The sequence below is a fragment of the Mesorhizobium sp. WSM4898 genome, assembly GCF_029625845.1.
Classification (GTDB): domain Bacteria; phylum Pseudomonadota; class Alphaproteobacteria; order Rhizobiales; family Rhizobiaceae; genus Mesorhizobium.
The window spans coordinates 313,381-328,023 of sequence record NZ_JARTVQ010000001.1 but is presented as its reverse complement, the minus strand read 5'-3'; the positions used below and the strand labels follow the sequence as shown (position 1 = coordinate 328,023).

Sequence of the window (14,643 nt, the reverse complement as noted above, 5' to 3'; positions counted from 1 at the left end):
CCTCTTACCACGGTGCCGGGGCGGCGTTAATTGCCTTGCGGCCGGATTCGGTTGCACCAGCGCCGCTTCAGGACCGGCCGTCGCCGTAGGTGACGCGCCATATCGTGCCGTTGCCGTCCTCGGTCAGGATCAGCGAACCATCGTTCGCCACCGCGACACCGACCGGCCGGCCCCAGACCGCATCGTCGGCAATGACGAAGCCGGTGGCGAAATCCTCATATTCGCCGGTCGGCTTGCCGTCCTTGAACTTCAGCCGCACCACCTTGTAGCCGGTGCGGACATTGCGGTTCCACGAGCCGTGCAGGGTGACGAAGGCGTCGCCCTTGTAGTCGGCCGGGAAGTTGCCGCCCTCGTAAAAGGCGATGTTGAGCGGCGCCGAATGTGCCTGGATCAGCACGTCCGGCACCGTGACCTTGCCGGCGAGATCGGGCCGCGCGCCTTTGTGGCGCGGATCCTCGTTGTCGCCGATATAGTACCAGGGCCAGCCATAGAAGGCTCCCTCCTTGACGGCGGTCGCATATTCGAAAGGCACGTTGTCGCCTAGCTCGTCGCGTTCGTTGACGACGCACCAGAGCGCGCCCGTAGCCGGCTGCACCGTCATGCCCGAGCAGTTGCGCAGGCCGGTGGCGACCATCCTGCGGTTCTTGCCGTCAGGATCGAAAGCGAGCACATCCGCTCGGCCTTCCTCCGCGCCCCAGGTAGCGCCGAGCGGTGCCGATCTCGCCCATTCTTCGACGCCGCCCTTCGGCCTCGCTCCCATGCCCTCCGCGGTATTCGAGCCCGAGCCGACCGAGAGATAGAGCGTTTTGCCGTCGGGCGAAAAAGCGATGTCGCGCGTCCAGTGATGGCTCGACGGGATGTCCGAGACGATCGTTTCGGGCTCGCCGGAAGCTTTGAGGTCGCCGTCGCGATAGGCAAAGCGGACGACGCTGTTGCTGTTGGCGACATAGACCCATTGCGGCTTGTCGCCCGGCGGATAGAAGGCGATGCCGTAGGGCCGGGTCAGGCCTTTGGCAAAGACCGACTTCTCGGCGGGCTTGGCGCTGCCTTCGGCCAGTCGATAGACGCGGACCTGGCTCGCCCTGCTGTCGGCGACGAAGAGATCGCCGTTCGGCGCCGTGCGCACGACACGCGGGCTGCTGATGCCCGAAGCCACCAGTTCGGCCGAAAAGCCGGGTGGAAGGGCTGGCGTGGCATCCTCGGGGCGATCGGTGACACCGCCGCCGTTCGAGGCGGATTCGGCGACATTCGGCTTCGGGAGATCGTCGGGCCTGATGAGGCGCCGCACGCCGGGCCGGTCGGCCCTCCAGTCACCGAAGGCCTTTTTGCCGGTGAGCAAGGGCTGATCGGCCTGCTGCGCGACGGCGCCGGAGGCCAGGAACAAAGCGAGGGCGGCAAGGCCGGCAATCCGTATCATGCTGTTCTCCGTTATTCGCCAACGTGCATCAGCAACCAGACAGCGAATATCGGGCAGGCTTTCCAAAAGAGAAGCCGGGCATGCGGATTTTGACGGAAAGCGCCGGCAGTTCAGCTCTCTTCGATATCCAGATCGTCGTCGAGCTGCTTTTCCAGCGCGACCAGATCGGCCGGCAGCGGCAGGCCCATGGCGCGCATTTCCCTGAGCTTCTCGCGCAGTAGCTCCTGGATCTCGTGATCGTCTTCCGGTTGGTTCACCATCTCCTCGAGCAGCAGGCTGATCTGGGCCTTGAACGATTCCAGCGCCATTTCCACCCTCCTTGCGACGTTTCCCGCTCGCCTATCTCAGCATGCGCGAAATCAACTGGGCCGTATAGTCGACCATCGGGACGATGCGGGCATAGTTCAATCGCGTCGGGCCGATGACGCCGAGCGCGCCGACGACGCGGGCATCCTTGTCGCGATAGGGCGCGACCACGAGCGACGAACCGGACAGCGAAAACAACTTGTTCTCCGAGCCGATGAAGATGCGCACGCCCGGACCTTCCTCGGCGAGGTCGAGGAGCTGCAGCAGTCCGTCCTGCGTTTCCAGATCCTCGAACAGATGGCGCAGCAATTCGAGATCGGCCTGGGCGGTGACGTTTTCCAGAAGATTGGCGCGGCCGCGCACGATGAGGCGCGCCGGCAGGCCGCTTTCGGCGCCGGCCCAGACCGCGAGGCCCTTCTCGACCAGCTCCTGCGACAGCGTGTCGAGAGCCGCCCTGGTCTCGTCTTTGATGCGCGCGATCTCGACCCGGGCCTCGGCCAGCGTGCGGCCGCGGATATGGGCGTTGAGGAAGTTCGAGGCCTCGTGCAGCTGCGAGACGGTGATACCGGCCGGCAGGTCGACAACGCGGTTCTCGACATCGCCGCTCTGCGACACCAGGACGGCGAGCGCCTTGGTGGGTTCCAACTGGATGAACTCGATGTGCTTCAGAGCCACCTCGTTCTTGGCGGCGAGCACCAGGCCGGCGCCGCGCGACATTCCGGAGAGCATCTGGCTGGCCTCGGTCAGCATATGCTCCAGCGTGGCGCCCGAGCCCGAGGCACGCACCTGCGCCTCGATGACGCGACGCTCGTCGTCCGACAGATCGCCGAGCTCCATGAAGGCATCGACGAAGAAGCGCAGGCCGGTCTGGGTCGGCAGGCGGCCGGCCGAGATGTGCGGCGCGTAGATCAGCCCCAGATGCTCGAGGTCGCTCATCACGTTGCGGATGGTGGCCGGTGACAGCGACGACGGCAGGATGCGCGACAGGCTGCGCGAGCCGACCGGCTCGCCGTCGCGCAGATAGGAATCGACGATCCGCCGGAAGATGTCGCGCGAGCGCATGTCGAGCGACTGAAGCACGGGCGGCTGCGATGCGGGATCGACTGCCTTGTTCATTCCAGCGAAAAACCTCCTATTGAAAGATATAGACTTAAGCCTCCCTGGCGCAACCCGGGCCATTTTCGCTTGCGCCGTTTCCTTGGCGCCCTTTTCCTTTGCGCCATCCGCCGCATGCGTCTACAAGCCGCCGACGAATCCAAAACCATAGGAAAGAAGGCCGAATGCGCCCCTCCAAACGCCAGCCCGACGAAATGCGCGCCATCTCCTTCGAGCGCGGCGTCTCCAAGCATGCCGAAGGCTCGTGCCTGGTGAAGTTCGGCGACACGCATGTGCTGTGCACGGCGAGCCTGGAGGAAAAGGTGCCGGCCTGGATGCGCAATTCCGGCAAGGGCTGGGTTACGGCCGAATACGGCATGCTGCCGCGCTCGACGGGCGAGCGGATGCGCCGCGAGGCTTCCGCCGGCAAGCAGGGCGGCCGCACGCTGGAGATCCAGCGGCTGATCGGTCGTTCGTTGCGCGCCGTTGTCGACCTGCAGGCGCTAGGCGAACAGCAGATCACCGTCGACTGCGACGTTATCCAGGCCGACGGCGGCACCCGCACCGCCTCGATCACCGGCGGCTGGGTGGCGCTATACGATTGCCTGCGCTGGATGGAAGCGCGCCAGATGGCCAGCGTTTCCAAGGTTCTCAAGGACCATGTCGCGGCGATCTCCTGCGGCATCCATGACGGACAGCCGGTCATCGATCTCGATTATCTCGAGGATTCCTCGGCCGGCACCGACGCCAATTTCGTCATGACCGGCAAGGGCGGCATCGTCGAGATCCAGGGTACTGCGGAAGGCGAGCCCTTCTCCGAAGAGCAGTTTTCGGCGCTGATGGGGCTGGCCAAGAAGGGTATTTCGCGGCTGGTGAGCCTGCAGCAGATGGCGGTGGCGTAGGGTCACCGATGAGGTCGACGATCCTTCGCATCCCCTTCTGGCCTGCCGGCCATCTGCCCGACAGGGCAGAGGGGGGTGCTTCGTGACTCCCTCCGCGATTCTGGAATCAGCGCTCTACGTCACAGATCTAACCGCTGCCGAAGCCTTCTACCGCGACATCCTCGGCCTGGATCCGCTGGGCAAGGTCGAAGGTCGCCACGTCTTCTTCCGCTGCGGCAACGGCGTGCTGCTCATCTTCAATGCCGAGGCGACGAAAATTCCGCCGGCGCCCGACGCCAGGCTGAAGGTGCCGCCGCACGGCACGGTCGGCGAAGGGCATCTTTGCTTCACCGCGACTGCGGCCGAGATCGCCCAATGGCGCAAGCATTTGGCGGCCAAGAACATCGCCATCGAAAGCGATTTCGAGTGGCCGCAGGGCGGACATTCGATCTATATCCGCGACCCTTCGGGCAATTCGATCGAGTTCGCCGAACCAAGGATCTGGGGTCTCTGAATGCATTCTTTGAACGGACAAAAGATCGTCGTCGCCAGCCACAATGAAGGCAAGCTGCGCGAATTCGCCGACTTGATGGCCCCGTTCGGCTTCGAGGCGAAGTCGGCCAAGGATTACGGCCTGCCGGAACCGGACGAGACCGGCACGACCTTCGAGGAGAATGCCTATATCAAGGCCTATGCCGCCGCCAAGGCCACCGGCCTGCCGGCGCTGTCGGACGATTCGGGGCTCTGCGTCGACGCGCTCGACGGGGCGCCCGGCGTCTACACCGCCAACTGGGCCGAGACGGCGGACGGCACACGCGATTTCGGCATGGCCATGCAGCGCACCGAAGTGGCGCTGCAGGAGGTCGGCGCGACCGAGCCGGCGCAGCGCACCGGCCGTTTCGTCGCCGTCATCTGCCTCGCCTTTCCCGATGGCGAGGCCGAATATTACCGCGGCGAGGCCGAAGGCACGCTGGTCTGGCCGCCGCGCGGCACGCTCGGCTTCGGCTACGATCCGGTGTTCCTGCCCAACGGCTTCGCCAAGACTTTTGGCGAGATGAGCGCCGAGCAAAAGCATGGCTGGAAGCCCGGCCAGGCAACAGCCCTGTCGCACCGCGCCCGCGCCTTCCAGAAGTTTGCCCAGGCCCGCTTGGATTTGGCGCGGCTGGATCTGGCGCGGCTCAGGTCAAAATGATCGGAACAGGCCAGACCATGCCGCTCGACCGCAGCCCCGGCTTCGGCGTCTATATCCATTGGCCGTTCTGCGCGGCCAAATGCCCTTACTGCGACTTCAACAGCCACGTTCGCCACCAGCCGGTCGACCAGGAGCGTTTTGCGCGGGCCTTCGAGACGGAGCTCAAGACGATGCGCGCCCGCACCGGGCCGCGCGAGGTGACCAGCGTCTTCCTCGGCGGCGGCACGCCGTCGCTGATGAAGCCGGAAACTGTGTCAGCGGTTCTGGAAGCCGTAGCGAAGAACTGGACGGTGCCTGCCGGGATCGAGGTGACGCTGGAGGCGAACCCGTCCTCGGTCGAGGCGGAGCGCTTCCGCGGTTATCGGGCGGCCGGCGTCAACCGTGTCTCGCTCGGCGTGCAGGCGCTGAACGACAAGGACCTGCGCTTCCTCGGCCGGCTGCACAATGTCGAGGAGGCGCTGCAGGCCATCGGGCTGGCGCGGGAAATCTTTCCGCGGCTCTCCTTCGACCTGATCTATGCGCGGCCCGGCCAGACGCCGGAGGCTTGGGCTTTAGAGCTTGAGGAAGCGATCGGGCACGCCGCCGACCACCTGTCGCTCTATCAGCTCACGATCGAGGAGGGCACGCCGTTCCATGCACTCCACTCAGCGCGAAAATTCGTCCTGCCCGACAACGACCATGCCGCCGACCTCTACGCGCTGACGCAGGAGGTGACCGCGGCGCACGGGCTTCCGGCCTACGAAATCTCCAACCACGCGCGGCCGGGCGCGGAAAGCCGGCACAACCTGACTTATTGGCGCTACGGCGAATATGTCGGCGTCGGACCCGGCGCGCATGGCCGCTTCGTCGAGAACGGCCGCCGTACCGTGACGGTCGCGGAAAAGATGCCTGAGACCTGGGCCAACCTGGTCGAAGCCAGGGGCCATGGCGTCAACGGCGGCGAGGTGCTGACGCGCGCCGAAGAAGCCGACGAGTTCCTATTGATGGGGCTGCGGCTGGCCGAAGGCATCGACCTCCAGCGCTACGAGACGCTTGCCGGGCGTAGTCTGGCGAGCGACCGATTGTCGGTGCTGCAGGAAGAGGGGCTGGTGGCGCCGGTCGGCAACGCCCGCCTCCGCGCCACGACCGCCGGCATGATCGTGCTCGATGCGGTGGTGGCAGACCTCGCGCGGTGAAAAAGGTTCTCTTCGTCTGCAGCCAGAGCCGCCTGCGCAGCCCCACCGCCGAGCAGGTGTTTTCCAGGCGCCGCGACCTCGAGGTCGAATCGGCCGGCACCAATCACGACGCGGACAACCCGCTGACGCATGAACTGGTCGCGTGGGCCGAGATCATCTTCGTCATGGAGAAGGCGCATCGTGTCAAGCTGCAGAAGAAGTTCCGGTCAAGCCTGATGCGGGCACGGGTGATCTGCCTCGACATCCCGGACAACTATGCGTTCATGGATCCGGAACTGGTGCGGCTGCTCGAGGCGAAGGTCACTAACTATCTGGGCTGAATGGCGTCAGGCGCCAAGCATGGCGCTTCGCTCCTCGCTCCGCCTGGGATGAGGCGAGAGATCGCGAAGGGTCGCAGCTGCTCTAGGCGTCGTGCTTCTGACGCTGCTTCCCGCGATCCTTTTCCGCATGCGCGTCGCCGGAACGGCCCTGCTTCAGGTCAGTCTTGTCGCGGCGGTTCCCGTGCTGGGCGGCGATCGGATGGGAAGGAATGCCCTCGCGGGCGGTCTTGCTTTCGAGTCGTGTGATGAAAATGTCGAAGCGATTGGGCATCGTCCGGTCAGTGCTCCGTCGTGCTTTCGGTTTCGGTCGAGGCGTCTTGAACCGCGGGGCTTGGAAGCGGCTTCATCGCTTCCTTGTCCTTTGTCCTGGCGGAGGGTTCCCGATCCTCCGAACCGGCAACCTTCTCCGATCCGGCAAAGCGCTTGCAGCCCGAATAATAGGGCGTGAAAGCGTCTTGAATGATCAGGCTGTCCATCCTGTCCTCCTCCTCGGGAATCAGGGGTAAAATCCGCCTTACGCGGTTTGGTTCCGCATCGTGGCAAAGGCATGGCGATTCCCTTGCATCGCCATCACGTTTTGCAACCGCAGATCAGCCGTGGCAAACAGTGGCGCGTGGGGAGGGCCTCAATTGACCGGCGACAAACGCAGCTATGTAATCGGGCAGACCGAAATTGCGGCGCGGCCGCTGGAGCCGGCGCTCTATCTGGTGGCGACGCCGATTGGCAATCTCGCCGATGTCACGCTGCGTGCGCTGGAGACGCTGGCCGGCGCCGACATCGTTGCCTGCGAGGACACCCGCGTCTCGCGCGTGCTGCTCGAACGCTACGGCATTCGCCGGCGCACCACGGCCTATCACGAGCACAATGCGGCCGAGGCCGGGCCGAAGCTGATCGAGTCGCTCGCTGCCGGACAAAGCGTGGCGCTGATCTCGGATGCCGGCACGCCGCTCGTTTCCGATCCCGGCTACCGGCTGGTCGGCGAGGCGCTGGAGCGCGGCATCCGCGTTATTCCGGTGCCCGGACCGTCGGCGGCGCTTGCCGCGCTGACCGCTTCCGGCCTGCCTTCCGACGCCTTTCTGTTCGCCGGCTTCTTGCCGGCCAAGGCGGGCCAGAGGCTCACCAAGCTCGAAAGCTTCAGGCAGGTACCGGCGACGCTCATCTTCTATGAATCGCCGCGCCGGCTGGCCGAGACGCTTGCTGCGATGGTGCAAGTGCTTGGCGGAGCGCGCAAAGCGGCGATCGGCCGCGAGTTGACCAAGGCGTTTGAGGAGATGCGAACGGGGACGCTCGGAGAGCTTGCCGATCACTACGCGGCGGCCGAGACGCCCAAGGGCGAAATCGTGGTCTGCGTCGGCCCGCCGGAGGCGGCCGAGGACCAGCCGGCCGACATCGACCGGCTGCTGTTGTCTTTAGCCGCCGAAATGCCGGCCTCCAAGGCGGCGGCGGAAGCGGCGAAGATGACCGGCGGCCAGAAACAGGCGCTCTATCGCCGGCTAATCGAGCTGAAGGCGGACGGCGGTGGCTGAGCGCACCGTCGGGCATCGGCGAAAAGCCTATCGGCGCGGCCATCGCGGCGAATGGCTGGCGGCGCTGGCGCTGATGCTGAAGGGCTATCGCATCGTTGCGCGCCGCCATCGCACAAAGCTCGGCGAGATCGACCTGATCGCCAGGCGCGGCGACCTTGTACTGTTCGTCGAGGTCAAGGCGCGGCGGACGCTGATGGATGCGATGGAAGCGATCGCCCACGCCTCGGAACGGCGCATCGAGGGTGCCGCCGACCTCTGGCTGTCGCGACAGCCGGACTATGGCCGGCTGTCGGTACGCTTCGACATGGTGGCGGTGCTGCCCTGGCGCTGGCCGGTGCATGTCGAGAATGCGTTTTATGGGCGGAATTGAGGGGCTCACCCTCCCAACTCATGGGAGGGTAAGCTCACCCCCAGATCATCAGCGCCACCAGTCCGAGCCCGCCAACCACCAGCCGCCACCAGCCGAACAGTGAATAGCCCCTGCGCGAGACGTAATCGAGCAGGAAGCGCACCACGAAGAGCGCGGTGACGAAGGCGGCGATGAAGCCGACGGCAATGATCGGCAGGTCGGCCGAGGTCAGCACGTTGCGGTTCTTGAACAGATCGAAGGCGAAGGCCCCGACCATGGTCGGCATGGCGAGGAAGAAGGAAAACTCCGCCGCCGCGCGCTTGTCGACGCCCAAGAGCAGCGCGCCGACGATGGTCGAGCCGGAGCGCGAGGTGCCGGGTATCAGCGACAGGCACTGGAACAGGCCGATCTGCAGGTAAAGCCTGGTCGGAAAGCGCTCGACGTCGCGGTAGACGGGCTTCAGGTTCATGCGGTCGACGGCGAGCAGCACCACGCCGCCGATGACCAGCATGATGCAGATCAGGCGCGGCGATTCGAACAGGAAGGTCTTGATGAAGTCATGCGCCAACGCGCCGATGACCGCCGCCGGCAGGAAGGCGATGAGGATGCCGATGGCGAAATGCCTTGTCAGCCGGTCATGCGGCAGTTCGAGCAGCATCTTCCAGAGGCGGCGGAAATAGACGCTCAAGATCGCAAGAATCGCGCCGAGCTGGATCAGGATCTCGAAGGCCTTGCCGGTCGAATGGAAGCCGAGGAAATGGCCGGCGAGCAGGATGTGGCCGGTCGACGAGACCGGGATGAATTCGGTCAGGCCCTCGATCAGACCAAGCAGCAGCGCTTCGACGATGGTCTGGCTTTCCATGGCAACCTCTGCTTCGAGTGACGGCTAAGGGGAAGGGCTTGCTTGTCATGGCGCGGAAGTGCCCCTATAGGTCGCAACACATGACAGTCCCTGGAATCGGGCCGCCAAGACTTACCGGCGCTCACACCAATTTGCCAGTGCGCCCTATCATCGCGGAACCATGCTGACGCTTTTTCACCACCCGATGTTCGCCACCTGCCGGTTCGTCCGCCTCGCCTTTGGCGAGTATGGCGAGGAGCTGGCCTTGATCGAGGAGAAACCCTGGACCCGGCGCAAGGAGTTTCTGGCGCTCAATCCGGCCGGCACGCTGCCGATCCTGCTGGCCGAAGGCGATGTGCCAATCGTCGGCGCCATGGTCATTGCCGAATATCTTGACGAGACACGCGGGGTGCTGAAGCGCGACAGGCGGCTGTTTGCCGAGGACCCGATGCAGCGCGCCGAAATCCGGCGACTGACCGACTGGTATCTCAGCAAGGCCGAAAGCGAGGTCACCCGCCATCTGGTGCGCGAGCGGGTGCTGAAGCCGGTGATGCCGGAGACGGCGGGCGGCGGCTCACCCGATTCGGGCGCAATCCGCGCCGCGCGCGCCAACATCCGCCAGCACATGAAATACACCAACTGGCTGGCGGGCACGCGTCATTGGCTGGCCGGCAACAAGGTGACCTATGCCGACCTCGCCGCGGCCGCGACGCTTTCCGTGCTCGACTATCTCGGCGAGATCGACTGGCGCGAGCACGCGGCGGCGCGCGAATGGTATACTCGCGTGAAATCACGGCCGTCGTTCCGGCCGCTGCTCACCGATCGCGTGCGCGGCCTGTCGCCGGTATCGCATTATGCGGACCTCGATTTCTGACACGACGAAGCTGCGCGCGCTGATCGACGCGGAGGCGCGCCGCGCCGGCTTCGACGCCGTTGCCGTCACCCGGCCGGACGCGATCCCGCTGGCTCCCGCGCGCCTGGCCGAGTTTGTCGCCGAGGGATTTCACGGCTCGATGGACTGGATCGCCGAGACGATCGGGCGGCGTGCCGAGCCTTCGACGCTGTGGCCGGAAGTGCGTTCGATCATAGTGCTCGCCATGAACTACGGTCCGGACCGGGATCCGCGCGATGTCCTCGACAAACACGATCGCGGTGCGATCTCGGTCTACGCGCAAAATCGCGACTATCACGACGTGATGAAAGGTCGGCTGAAGGAAATCGCGGGCAAGATCGTCGCGCGGGCCGGCGGCGACGTGAAGGTCTTCGTCGACACGGCGCCGGTGATGGAAAAGCCGCTTGCCGAAGCCGCGGGGCTGGGCTGGCAGGGCAAGCACACCAACCTGGTGAGCCGCGAGCATGGCTCATGGCTGTTCCTCGGCACTATCTTCACCACGGCCGAGCTTGAGCCGGACAAAGCCGAGATCGACCATTGCGGCTCCTGCCGCGCCTGCCTCGACATCTGCCCGACCGATGCCTTCCCGACGCCCTACCGGCTCGATGCGCGGCGTTGCATCTCCTACCTCACCATCGAGAACAAGGGGCCGATCCCGCGCGAATTTCGCGAGGCGATCGGCAACCGCGTCTATGGTTGCGACGACTGCCTCGCCGTGTGTCCGTGGAACAAATTCGCCAGCGTCGCCGCCGAGGCCAAGCTTGCCGCTCGCGAAGATCTGCGCGAGCCGCGGCTGTCGGAGCTGCTGTTGCTCGACGACGCGACGTTCCGCTCCTTTTTCTCGGGCTCGCCAATCAAGCGCATCGGCCGCGACCGTTTCATCCGCAACGCGCTGATCGCCGCCGGCAATTCGGGCGATGCTTCGCTGACGCCGGTCGCGCGCGGCCTAATCGACGACGGCTCGCCGCTGGTGCGGGGTGCGGCAGTATGGGCGCTATCGCGACTGATGCCGCGGCGCGATTTTGCGGAGTTCGCCGCATCGGCCTTGCAGGCCGAAGGCGATGCAACGGTGCGCGAGGAATGGCTGTCAGCGCTGCCGGTTCCCGCAAAGGACCATTGAGGAACGGATTTAATTGATGGGCGAGAGACGCTTCTTCATTTTCGGCGCCGGTTATTCCGGCAAGGCTTTTGCGAGAGCCAATGAAGATGGCGCGCCGATCCTTGGGACGACGCGATCGCCGGAAAAGTTCGAGGTGTTGCGGCAGGCAGGCATCAATCCGTTAAGCTTCGACGGTTCGTTGACGGCGGAAATCAGCGATGCGCTTCGGCACACAACACATCTCATCGTCTCGGTCGCTCCGGACGAAGCGGGCGATCCGGTGCTCAACGCGGCAGGCGAGGCGATCCGGGCCAAGATGCCGGCGCTCAAATGGATCGGCTATCTTTCCACTGTCGGCGTCTACGGCGACCATGGCGGCGCCTGGGTGGACGAGAGCGCCGAGTGCAGGCCGGTTTCGAAGCGCTCGGTAATGCGGGTGGCGGCCGAACAGGAATGGCTGGCTCTTGGGCGGGAAATCGGAAAGCCGGTAGCGATCCTGCGGCTTTCCGGCATTTACGGCCCGGGCCGCAACGCGCTGGCCAATCTCGAGGACGGCACCGCGAGGCGGCTGGTCAAGCCCGGCCAGGTCTTCAACCGCATCCATTGCGACGACATCGCCGGCGCCCTGTGGCACCTGGCCGATAGGAACCGCGGCGGCATCTTCAATGTCACCGACGACGAGCCGGCGCCGCCGCAGGATGTCGTCGCCTACGCCGCCCGGCTGATGGGCGTGGAGGCGCCGCCGGAAATCCCCTTCGAGACGGCGCAACTTTCGCCCATGGCGCGGTCCTTCTACGGCGAGAACAAGCGCGTCGCCAACGCCGCGATCAAAGCGGCCGGCTACAGCTTTCGTTTGCCGAATTACCGGGTGGCGCTGGAGCGGATGTGGGCCGACGGCAACTGGCGAGACGGACAGCCGCGCAGTCCGATGAAACGCTCGTGAGCGAAGCGACGTGCATGGCGTGATATGATTCGCGCCTGAACTGCGTCACGAATCTTTCGGATTCGCTCCATGCGCTCCAGTTTTGATTTTATGCATGTCTTTATCCCGAAACCGGGTCCCACTTTCGGGAGACATGTTTTAGCATGCCGCCTGAGATTGCGTCGCGCCACTGGAGAGGGGACCCGACCTGATGACGTTGCGACCGCTGCCCGACAGGAAGCCGTTCCTGACCGCCGCGCTTGCCCTGGTGACCTTAGCCGGGCTGGCGGCGGCCGCGATCTCGGCCGAACCGCGCGCAAAAGACCTGTTCGGCGCCAAGAAGCTGCCGGCGGTGGCGCACGCGCAATCGTTCGGCTTTTACTCAAGAGGCTGCTTCACCGGCGGCGTCGCCTTGCCGGTGGACGGGCCGAGCTGGGAGGTGATGCGCCCCTCGCGAAACCGCCGCTGGGGCCATCCGGCGATGATTGCGCTGATCGAGAAGCTCGCTCGAGACGCCCAGGCGGATGGCTGGCCGGGGCTGCTGGTCGGCGATGTCTCGCAGCCGCGCGGCGGCCCGATGACGACCGGCCATGCCTCGCACCAGATCGGCCTCGATGCCGACATCTGGCTGACGCCGATGCCGCGGCGGCCGCTGACCATGGCGCAGCGCGAGAGCATGAGCGCGACGCTGATGGTCGACGAGAAGACGCATCTGGTGAAGGACGCGCTGTGGACGCCGTCCCATACGCGGCTTTTGAAGCGTGCGGCGAGCTACCCTGAGGTCGAGCGCATCCTGGTCAATCCGGGCATCAAGAAGAAACTTTGCGACACGGTCACCGGCGATCGCTCCTGGCTGCGCAAGATCCGGCCGTTCTGGGGCCATGACTATCATTTCCACATGCGTATCGGCTGCCAGGCGGGCTCGCCCGGCTGCAAGGCGCAGGAGGCGACGCCGGCCGATGACGGCTGCGGCAAACCGCTTGCCTGGTGGTTCACCGAGGAGCCGTGGCGGCCCAACAAGAACCCGGATGCGCCGAAAGCGCGCGACCTGATGACCATGGCCAATTTGCCGAAGGAGTGCCAGGCGGTGCTTGCAGCGCCGGACGCGCCTTCTCTGGAAGCGGTCACCTATCAGGGCGACGGCGCGGCAGCTGTGGCGGCGGCCAAATCGAAAGCGACCGAGCCGGCGGAGACGATCTCCAGCGATGCGGCGACGCTGCCGGCGGCGGCGAGCTCCTTTGCGCCGACGCCCAAAATCGGCATCCCAGTGCCCCGGCCAAGGCCGGGGAACTGAGGGCCGCGCCACGGCGTCCAGATGGTCGAGGCCGGCGGCGCCCCACATCCGCCTGGCTGCCGCAATGCGGGCTTTCTTCTTGCGAAGCTGGCGATTGGCGAAACCATTGGCGACAGTGCCCCTCTCCCCGTCACTGACGGGGAGAGGATGCCGACAGGCAGGTGAGGGGCGGCGGCGACGCTCGAGATAGGCACCGAAGCCGCTTTCCCTTTGCAGGACCATGCGCTAGTCAGCGACGGAGCGGGAACGAACGGGACAAAAAGCATGGTTGGCGAAGACGATACAGCGCTGCGGTTTCCGGTCCTGATCGGTGATATCGGCGGCACCAATGCGCGTTTCTCGATCGTGCTCGACGCCAATTCGGAAGCGACCGAGCCGCAAATCGTCCAGACGGCCAATTTCAAGACCATCGACGAGGCGATCCAGGCGGCGGTGCTCGACCGCTCGTCGATCCAGCCGCATTCGGCGGTGCTGGCGGTGGCCGGGCCGGTCGACGGCGACGAGATCCGACTGACCAACTGCCCCTGGGTGGTCAAGCCGCACCAGATGTTTGCCAATCTGGGCTTGAGCGAGATCGTCGTGCTCAACGATTTCGAGGCGCAGGCGCTGGCGGTGGTGGCGCTGGGCGAAGAGCATATGGAAAAGATCGGCGGCGGGACGCCGGAGCCGAATGCCGGCCGGGTCGTGCTCGGCCCGGGGACGGGGCTCGGCGTCGCGGGGCTGATCTACGCGCTGCGCCGCTGGATACCGGTGCCGGGCGAGGGCGGGCATATGGATATCGGCCCGCGCACGCCGCGCGACTTCGAAGTGTTTCCGCATATCGAAAAGCTCGAGGGTCGCATCTCCGGCGAGCAGATCCTGTGCGGCCGCGGACTGGTCAATGTCTATCGCGCGGTGGCCAGGGCCGACGCAAAGCCGACGCCTTTCACGACGCCGGCGGAAGTTACCGCGGCCGCGCTCGCCAAATCCGATCCGGTGGCACAGGAAGCGCTGGAACTGTTCGTCACCTGCCTCGGCCGCACCGCGGGCGATCTCGCGCTGGTGTTCATGAGCCGCGGCGGCGTTTTCCTGACCGGCGGCATCGCGCAAAAAATCGTGCCGGCATTGAAAGCCGGCAATTTCCGCGCCGCGTTCGAGGACAAGGCGCCGCACAGCGCGCTGATGCGCACGATGCCGGTCTATGTCATCACCCACCCGCTGGCCGCGCTTCTCGGGCTGGCCGCCTATGCCAGAACCCCGTCGCTGTTCGGCGTTCAGACCGCCGGACGGCACTGGCGGGCATGAGCGCGCCCGGGTTCGGGATGGCAATCGGCCACCGCGACGAAGTTTCGCCA

The 14,643-nt window shown here is 65.5% G+C and carries 18 protein-coding genes; 12 read left to right on the top strand and 6 right to left on the bottom strand.

Annotated elements, in window-relative coordinates; all coding sequences use genetic code 11:
• Positions 1-67 precede the first annotated feature (67 nt).
• From P9228_RS01665 to hrcA, 3 genes are all read right to left on the bottom strand, one after another.
• On the bottom strand, positions 68-1,417 hold the full coding sequence (locus tag P9228_RS01665) for a sorbosone dehydrogenase family protein (RefSeq protein ID WP_127215918.1): 1,350 nt from the start codon (positions 1,415-1,417) through the stop codon (positions 68-70).
• Positions 1,418-1,527: 110 nt separating this feature from the next.
• Entirely contained in the window at positions 1,528-1,725 is a 198-nt protein-coding gene (locus P9228_RS01660; RefSeq protein ID WP_067003314.1) for a hypothetical protein, read from the bottom strand.
• A 31-nt stretch (positions 1,726-1,756) separates the two neighbouring features.
• Complete coding sequence (gene hrcA / locus P9228_RS01655) at positions 1,757-2,839, bottom strand: heat-inducible transcriptional repressor HrcA (RefSeq protein WP_067003197.1); 1,083 nt, start codon at positions 2,837-2,839, stop codon at positions 1,757-1,759.
• 164 nt (positions 2,840-3,003) lie between these two features.
• On the opposite strand from hrcA, the gene rph reads away from it, so the two are divergent.
• The 5 genes from rph (at position 3,004) to P9228_RS01630 (ending at position 6,386) form a co-directional block, all read left to right on the top strand.
• Complete coding sequence (rph, locus tag P9228_RS01650) at positions 3,004-3,720, top strand: ribonuclease PH (RefSeq protein ID WP_067003199.1); 717 nt, start codon at positions 3,004-3,006, stop codon at positions 3,718-3,720.
• An 82-nt stretch (positions 3,721-3,802) separates the two neighbouring features.
• Positions 3,803-4,213, top strand: coding sequence for a VOC family protein (locus tag P9228_RS01645; protein WP_095799529.1), 411 nt, complete (start codon positions 3,803-3,805; stop codon positions 4,211-4,213).
• A complete protein-coding gene (gene rdgB, locus P9228_RS01640; protein ID WP_067323458.1) occupies positions 4,214-4,891 on the top strand; it encodes an RdgB/HAM1 family non-canonical purine NTP pyrophosphatase in 678 nt (225 codons plus the stop codon).
• Positions 4,888-6,066 (top strand): radical SAM family heme chaperone HemW, encoded by a 1,179-nt coding sequence (hemW, locus tag P9228_RS01635; RefSeq protein WP_278052015.1) that lies wholly within the window; start codon positions 4,888-4,890, stop codon positions 6,064-6,066. The genes rdgB and hemW overlap by 4 nt, the downstream gene beginning before the upstream one ends.
• Entirely contained in the window at positions 6,063-6,386 is a 324-nt protein-coding gene (locus tag P9228_RS01630; RefSeq protein WP_278052013.1) for a low molecular weight protein tyrosine phosphatase family protein, read from the top strand. Before hemW ends, P9228_RS01630 begins: the two co-directional genes overlap by 4 nt.
• A gap of 82 nt (positions 6,387-6,468) precedes the next feature.
• On the opposite strand, the gene P9228_RS01625 is transcribed toward P9228_RS01630, so the two are convergent.
• The gene (locus P9228_RS01625) at positions 6,469-6,657 is read right to left on the bottom strand and encodes a hypothetical protein (RefSeq protein ID WP_067003209.1); all 189 of its coding nucleotides are present in this window, start codon (positions 6,655-6,657) and stop codon (positions 6,469-6,471) included.
• 7 nt (positions 6,658-6,664) lie between these two features.
• Positions 6,665-6,862, bottom strand: a complete 198-nt coding sequence (locus P9228_RS01620) for a hypothetical protein (protein WP_067003211.1) — start codon at positions 6,860-6,862, stop codon at positions 6,665-6,667.
• Positions 6,863-7,015: 153 nt separating this feature from the next.
• On the opposite strand from P9228_RS01620, the gene rsmI reads away from it, so the two are divergent.
• Together rsmI and P9228_RS01610 are read left to right on the top strand one after the other, a co-directional pair.
• A complete protein-coding gene (gene rsmI / locus P9228_RS01615; RefSeq protein ID WP_278052005.1) occupies positions 7,016-7,912 on the top strand; it encodes a 16S rRNA (cytidine(1402)-2'-O)-methyltransferase in 897 nt (298 codons plus the stop codon).
• Positions 7,905-8,282, top strand: coding sequence for a YraN family protein (locus P9228_RS01610; protein ID WP_278052003.1), 378 nt, complete (start codon positions 7,905-7,907; stop codon positions 8,280-8,282). The genes rsmI and P9228_RS01610 overlap by 8 nt, the downstream gene beginning before the upstream one ends.
• A 34-nt stretch (positions 8,283-8,316) precedes the next feature.
• Here the strand turns inward: P9228_RS01610 and P9228_RS01605 are convergent, their stop codons facing one another.
• A complete protein-coding gene (locus P9228_RS01605; protein ID WP_095799534.1) occupies positions 8,317-9,123 on the bottom strand; it encodes an undecaprenyl-diphosphate phosphatase in 807 nt (268 codons plus the stop codon).
• A 160-nt stretch (positions 9,124-9,283) separates the two neighbouring features.
• On the opposite strand from P9228_RS01605, the gene P9228_RS01600 reads away from it, so the two are divergent.
• The 5 genes from P9228_RS01600 to P9228_RS01580 all read left to right on the top strand — a co-directional run bounded on the left by P9228_RS01600 (position 9,284) and on the right by P9228_RS01580 (position 14,593).
• A complete protein-coding gene (locus tag P9228_RS01600) occupies positions 9,284-9,976 on the top strand; it encodes a glutathione S-transferase family protein (protein ID WP_067003220.1) in 693 nt (230 codons plus the stop codon).
• Entirely contained in the window at positions 9,957-11,114 is a 1,158-nt protein-coding gene (gene queG / locus P9228_RS01595; protein ID WP_278051998.1) for a tRNA epoxyqueuosine(34) reductase QueG, read from the top strand. The genes P9228_RS01600 and queG overlap by 20 nt, the downstream gene beginning before the upstream one ends.
• Before the next feature lie 16 nt (positions 11,115-11,130).
• Entirely contained in the window at positions 11,131-12,036 is a 906-nt protein-coding gene (locus P9228_RS01590) for an SDR family oxidoreductase (RefSeq protein WP_278051996.1), read from the top strand.
• 190 nt (positions 12,037-12,226) lie between these two features.
• Positions 12,227-13,309 (top strand): penicillin-insensitive murein endopeptidase, encoded by a 1,083-nt coding sequence (gene mepA, locus P9228_RS01585; protein ID WP_067323472.1) that lies wholly within the window; start codon positions 12,227-12,229, stop codon positions 13,307-13,309.
• A gap of 264 nt (positions 13,310-13,573) precedes the next feature.
• A complete protein-coding gene (locus P9228_RS01580; RefSeq protein ID WP_067003316.1) occupies positions 13,574-14,593 on the top strand; it encodes a glucokinase in 1,020 nt (339 codons plus the stop codon).
• The last annotated feature ends 50 nt before the right edge of the window (positions 14,594-14,643 follow it).

What these genes read in the sequence shown, in the direction of transcription:
- P9228_RS01665 (WP_127215918.1), bottom strand. Translation starts at nt 1,417, where the DNA reads ATGATACGGATTGCCGGCCTTGCCGCCCTCGCTTTGTTCCTGGCCTCC.
- P9228_RS01660 (WP_067003314.1), bottom strand. Translation starts at nt 1,725, where the DNA reads ATGGCGCTGGAATCGTTCAAGGCCCAGATCAGCCTGCTGCTCGAGGAG.
- hrcA (WP_067003197.1), bottom strand. Translation starts at nt 2,839, where the DNA reads ATGAACAAGGCAGTCGATCCCGCATCGCAGCCGCCCGTGCTTCAGTCG.
- rph (WP_067003199.1), top strand. Translation starts at nt 3,004, where the DNA reads ATGCGCCCCTCCAAACGCCAGCCCGACGAAATGCGCGCCATCTCCTTC.
- rdgB (WP_067323458.1), top strand. Translation starts at nt 4,214, where the DNA reads ATGCATTCTTTGAACGGACAAAAGATCGTCGTCGCCAGCCACAATGAA.
- hemW (WP_278052015.1), top strand. Translation starts at nt 4,888, where the DNA reads ATGATCGGAACAGGCCAGACCATGCCGCTCGACCGCAGCCCCGGCTTC.
- P9228_RS01625 (WP_067003209.1), bottom strand. Translation starts at nt 6,657, where the DNA reads ATGCCCAATCGCTTCGACATTTTCATCACACGACTCGAAAGCAAGACC.
- P9228_RS01620 (WP_067003211.1), bottom strand. Translation starts at nt 6,862, where the DNA reads ATGGACAGCCTGATCATTCAAGACGCTTTCACGCCCTATTATTCGGGC.
- P9228_RS01605 (WP_095799534.1), bottom strand. Translation starts at nt 9,123, where the DNA reads ATGGAAAGCCAGACCATCGTCGAAGCGCTGCTGCTTGGTCTGATCGAG.
- P9228_RS01600 (WP_067003220.1), top strand. Translation starts at nt 9,284, where the DNA reads ATGCTGACGCTTTTTCACCACCCGATGTTCGCCACCTGCCGGTTCGTC.
- queG (WP_278051998.1), top strand. Translation starts at nt 9,957, where the DNA reads ATGCGGACCTCGATTTCTGACACGACGAAGCTGCGCGCGCTGATCGAC.
- P9228_RS01590 (WP_278051996.1), top strand. Translation starts at nt 11,131, where the DNA reads ATGGGCGAGAGACGCTTCTTCATTTTCGGCGCCGGTTATTCCGGCAAG.
- mepA (WP_067323472.1), top strand. Translation starts at nt 12,227, where the DNA reads ATGACGTTGCGACCGCTGCCCGACAGGAAGCCGTTCCTGACCGCCGCG.
- P9228_RS01580 (WP_067003316.1), top strand. Translation starts at nt 13,574, where the DNA reads ATGGTTGGCGAAGACGATACAGCGCTGCGGTTTCCGGTCCTGATCGGT.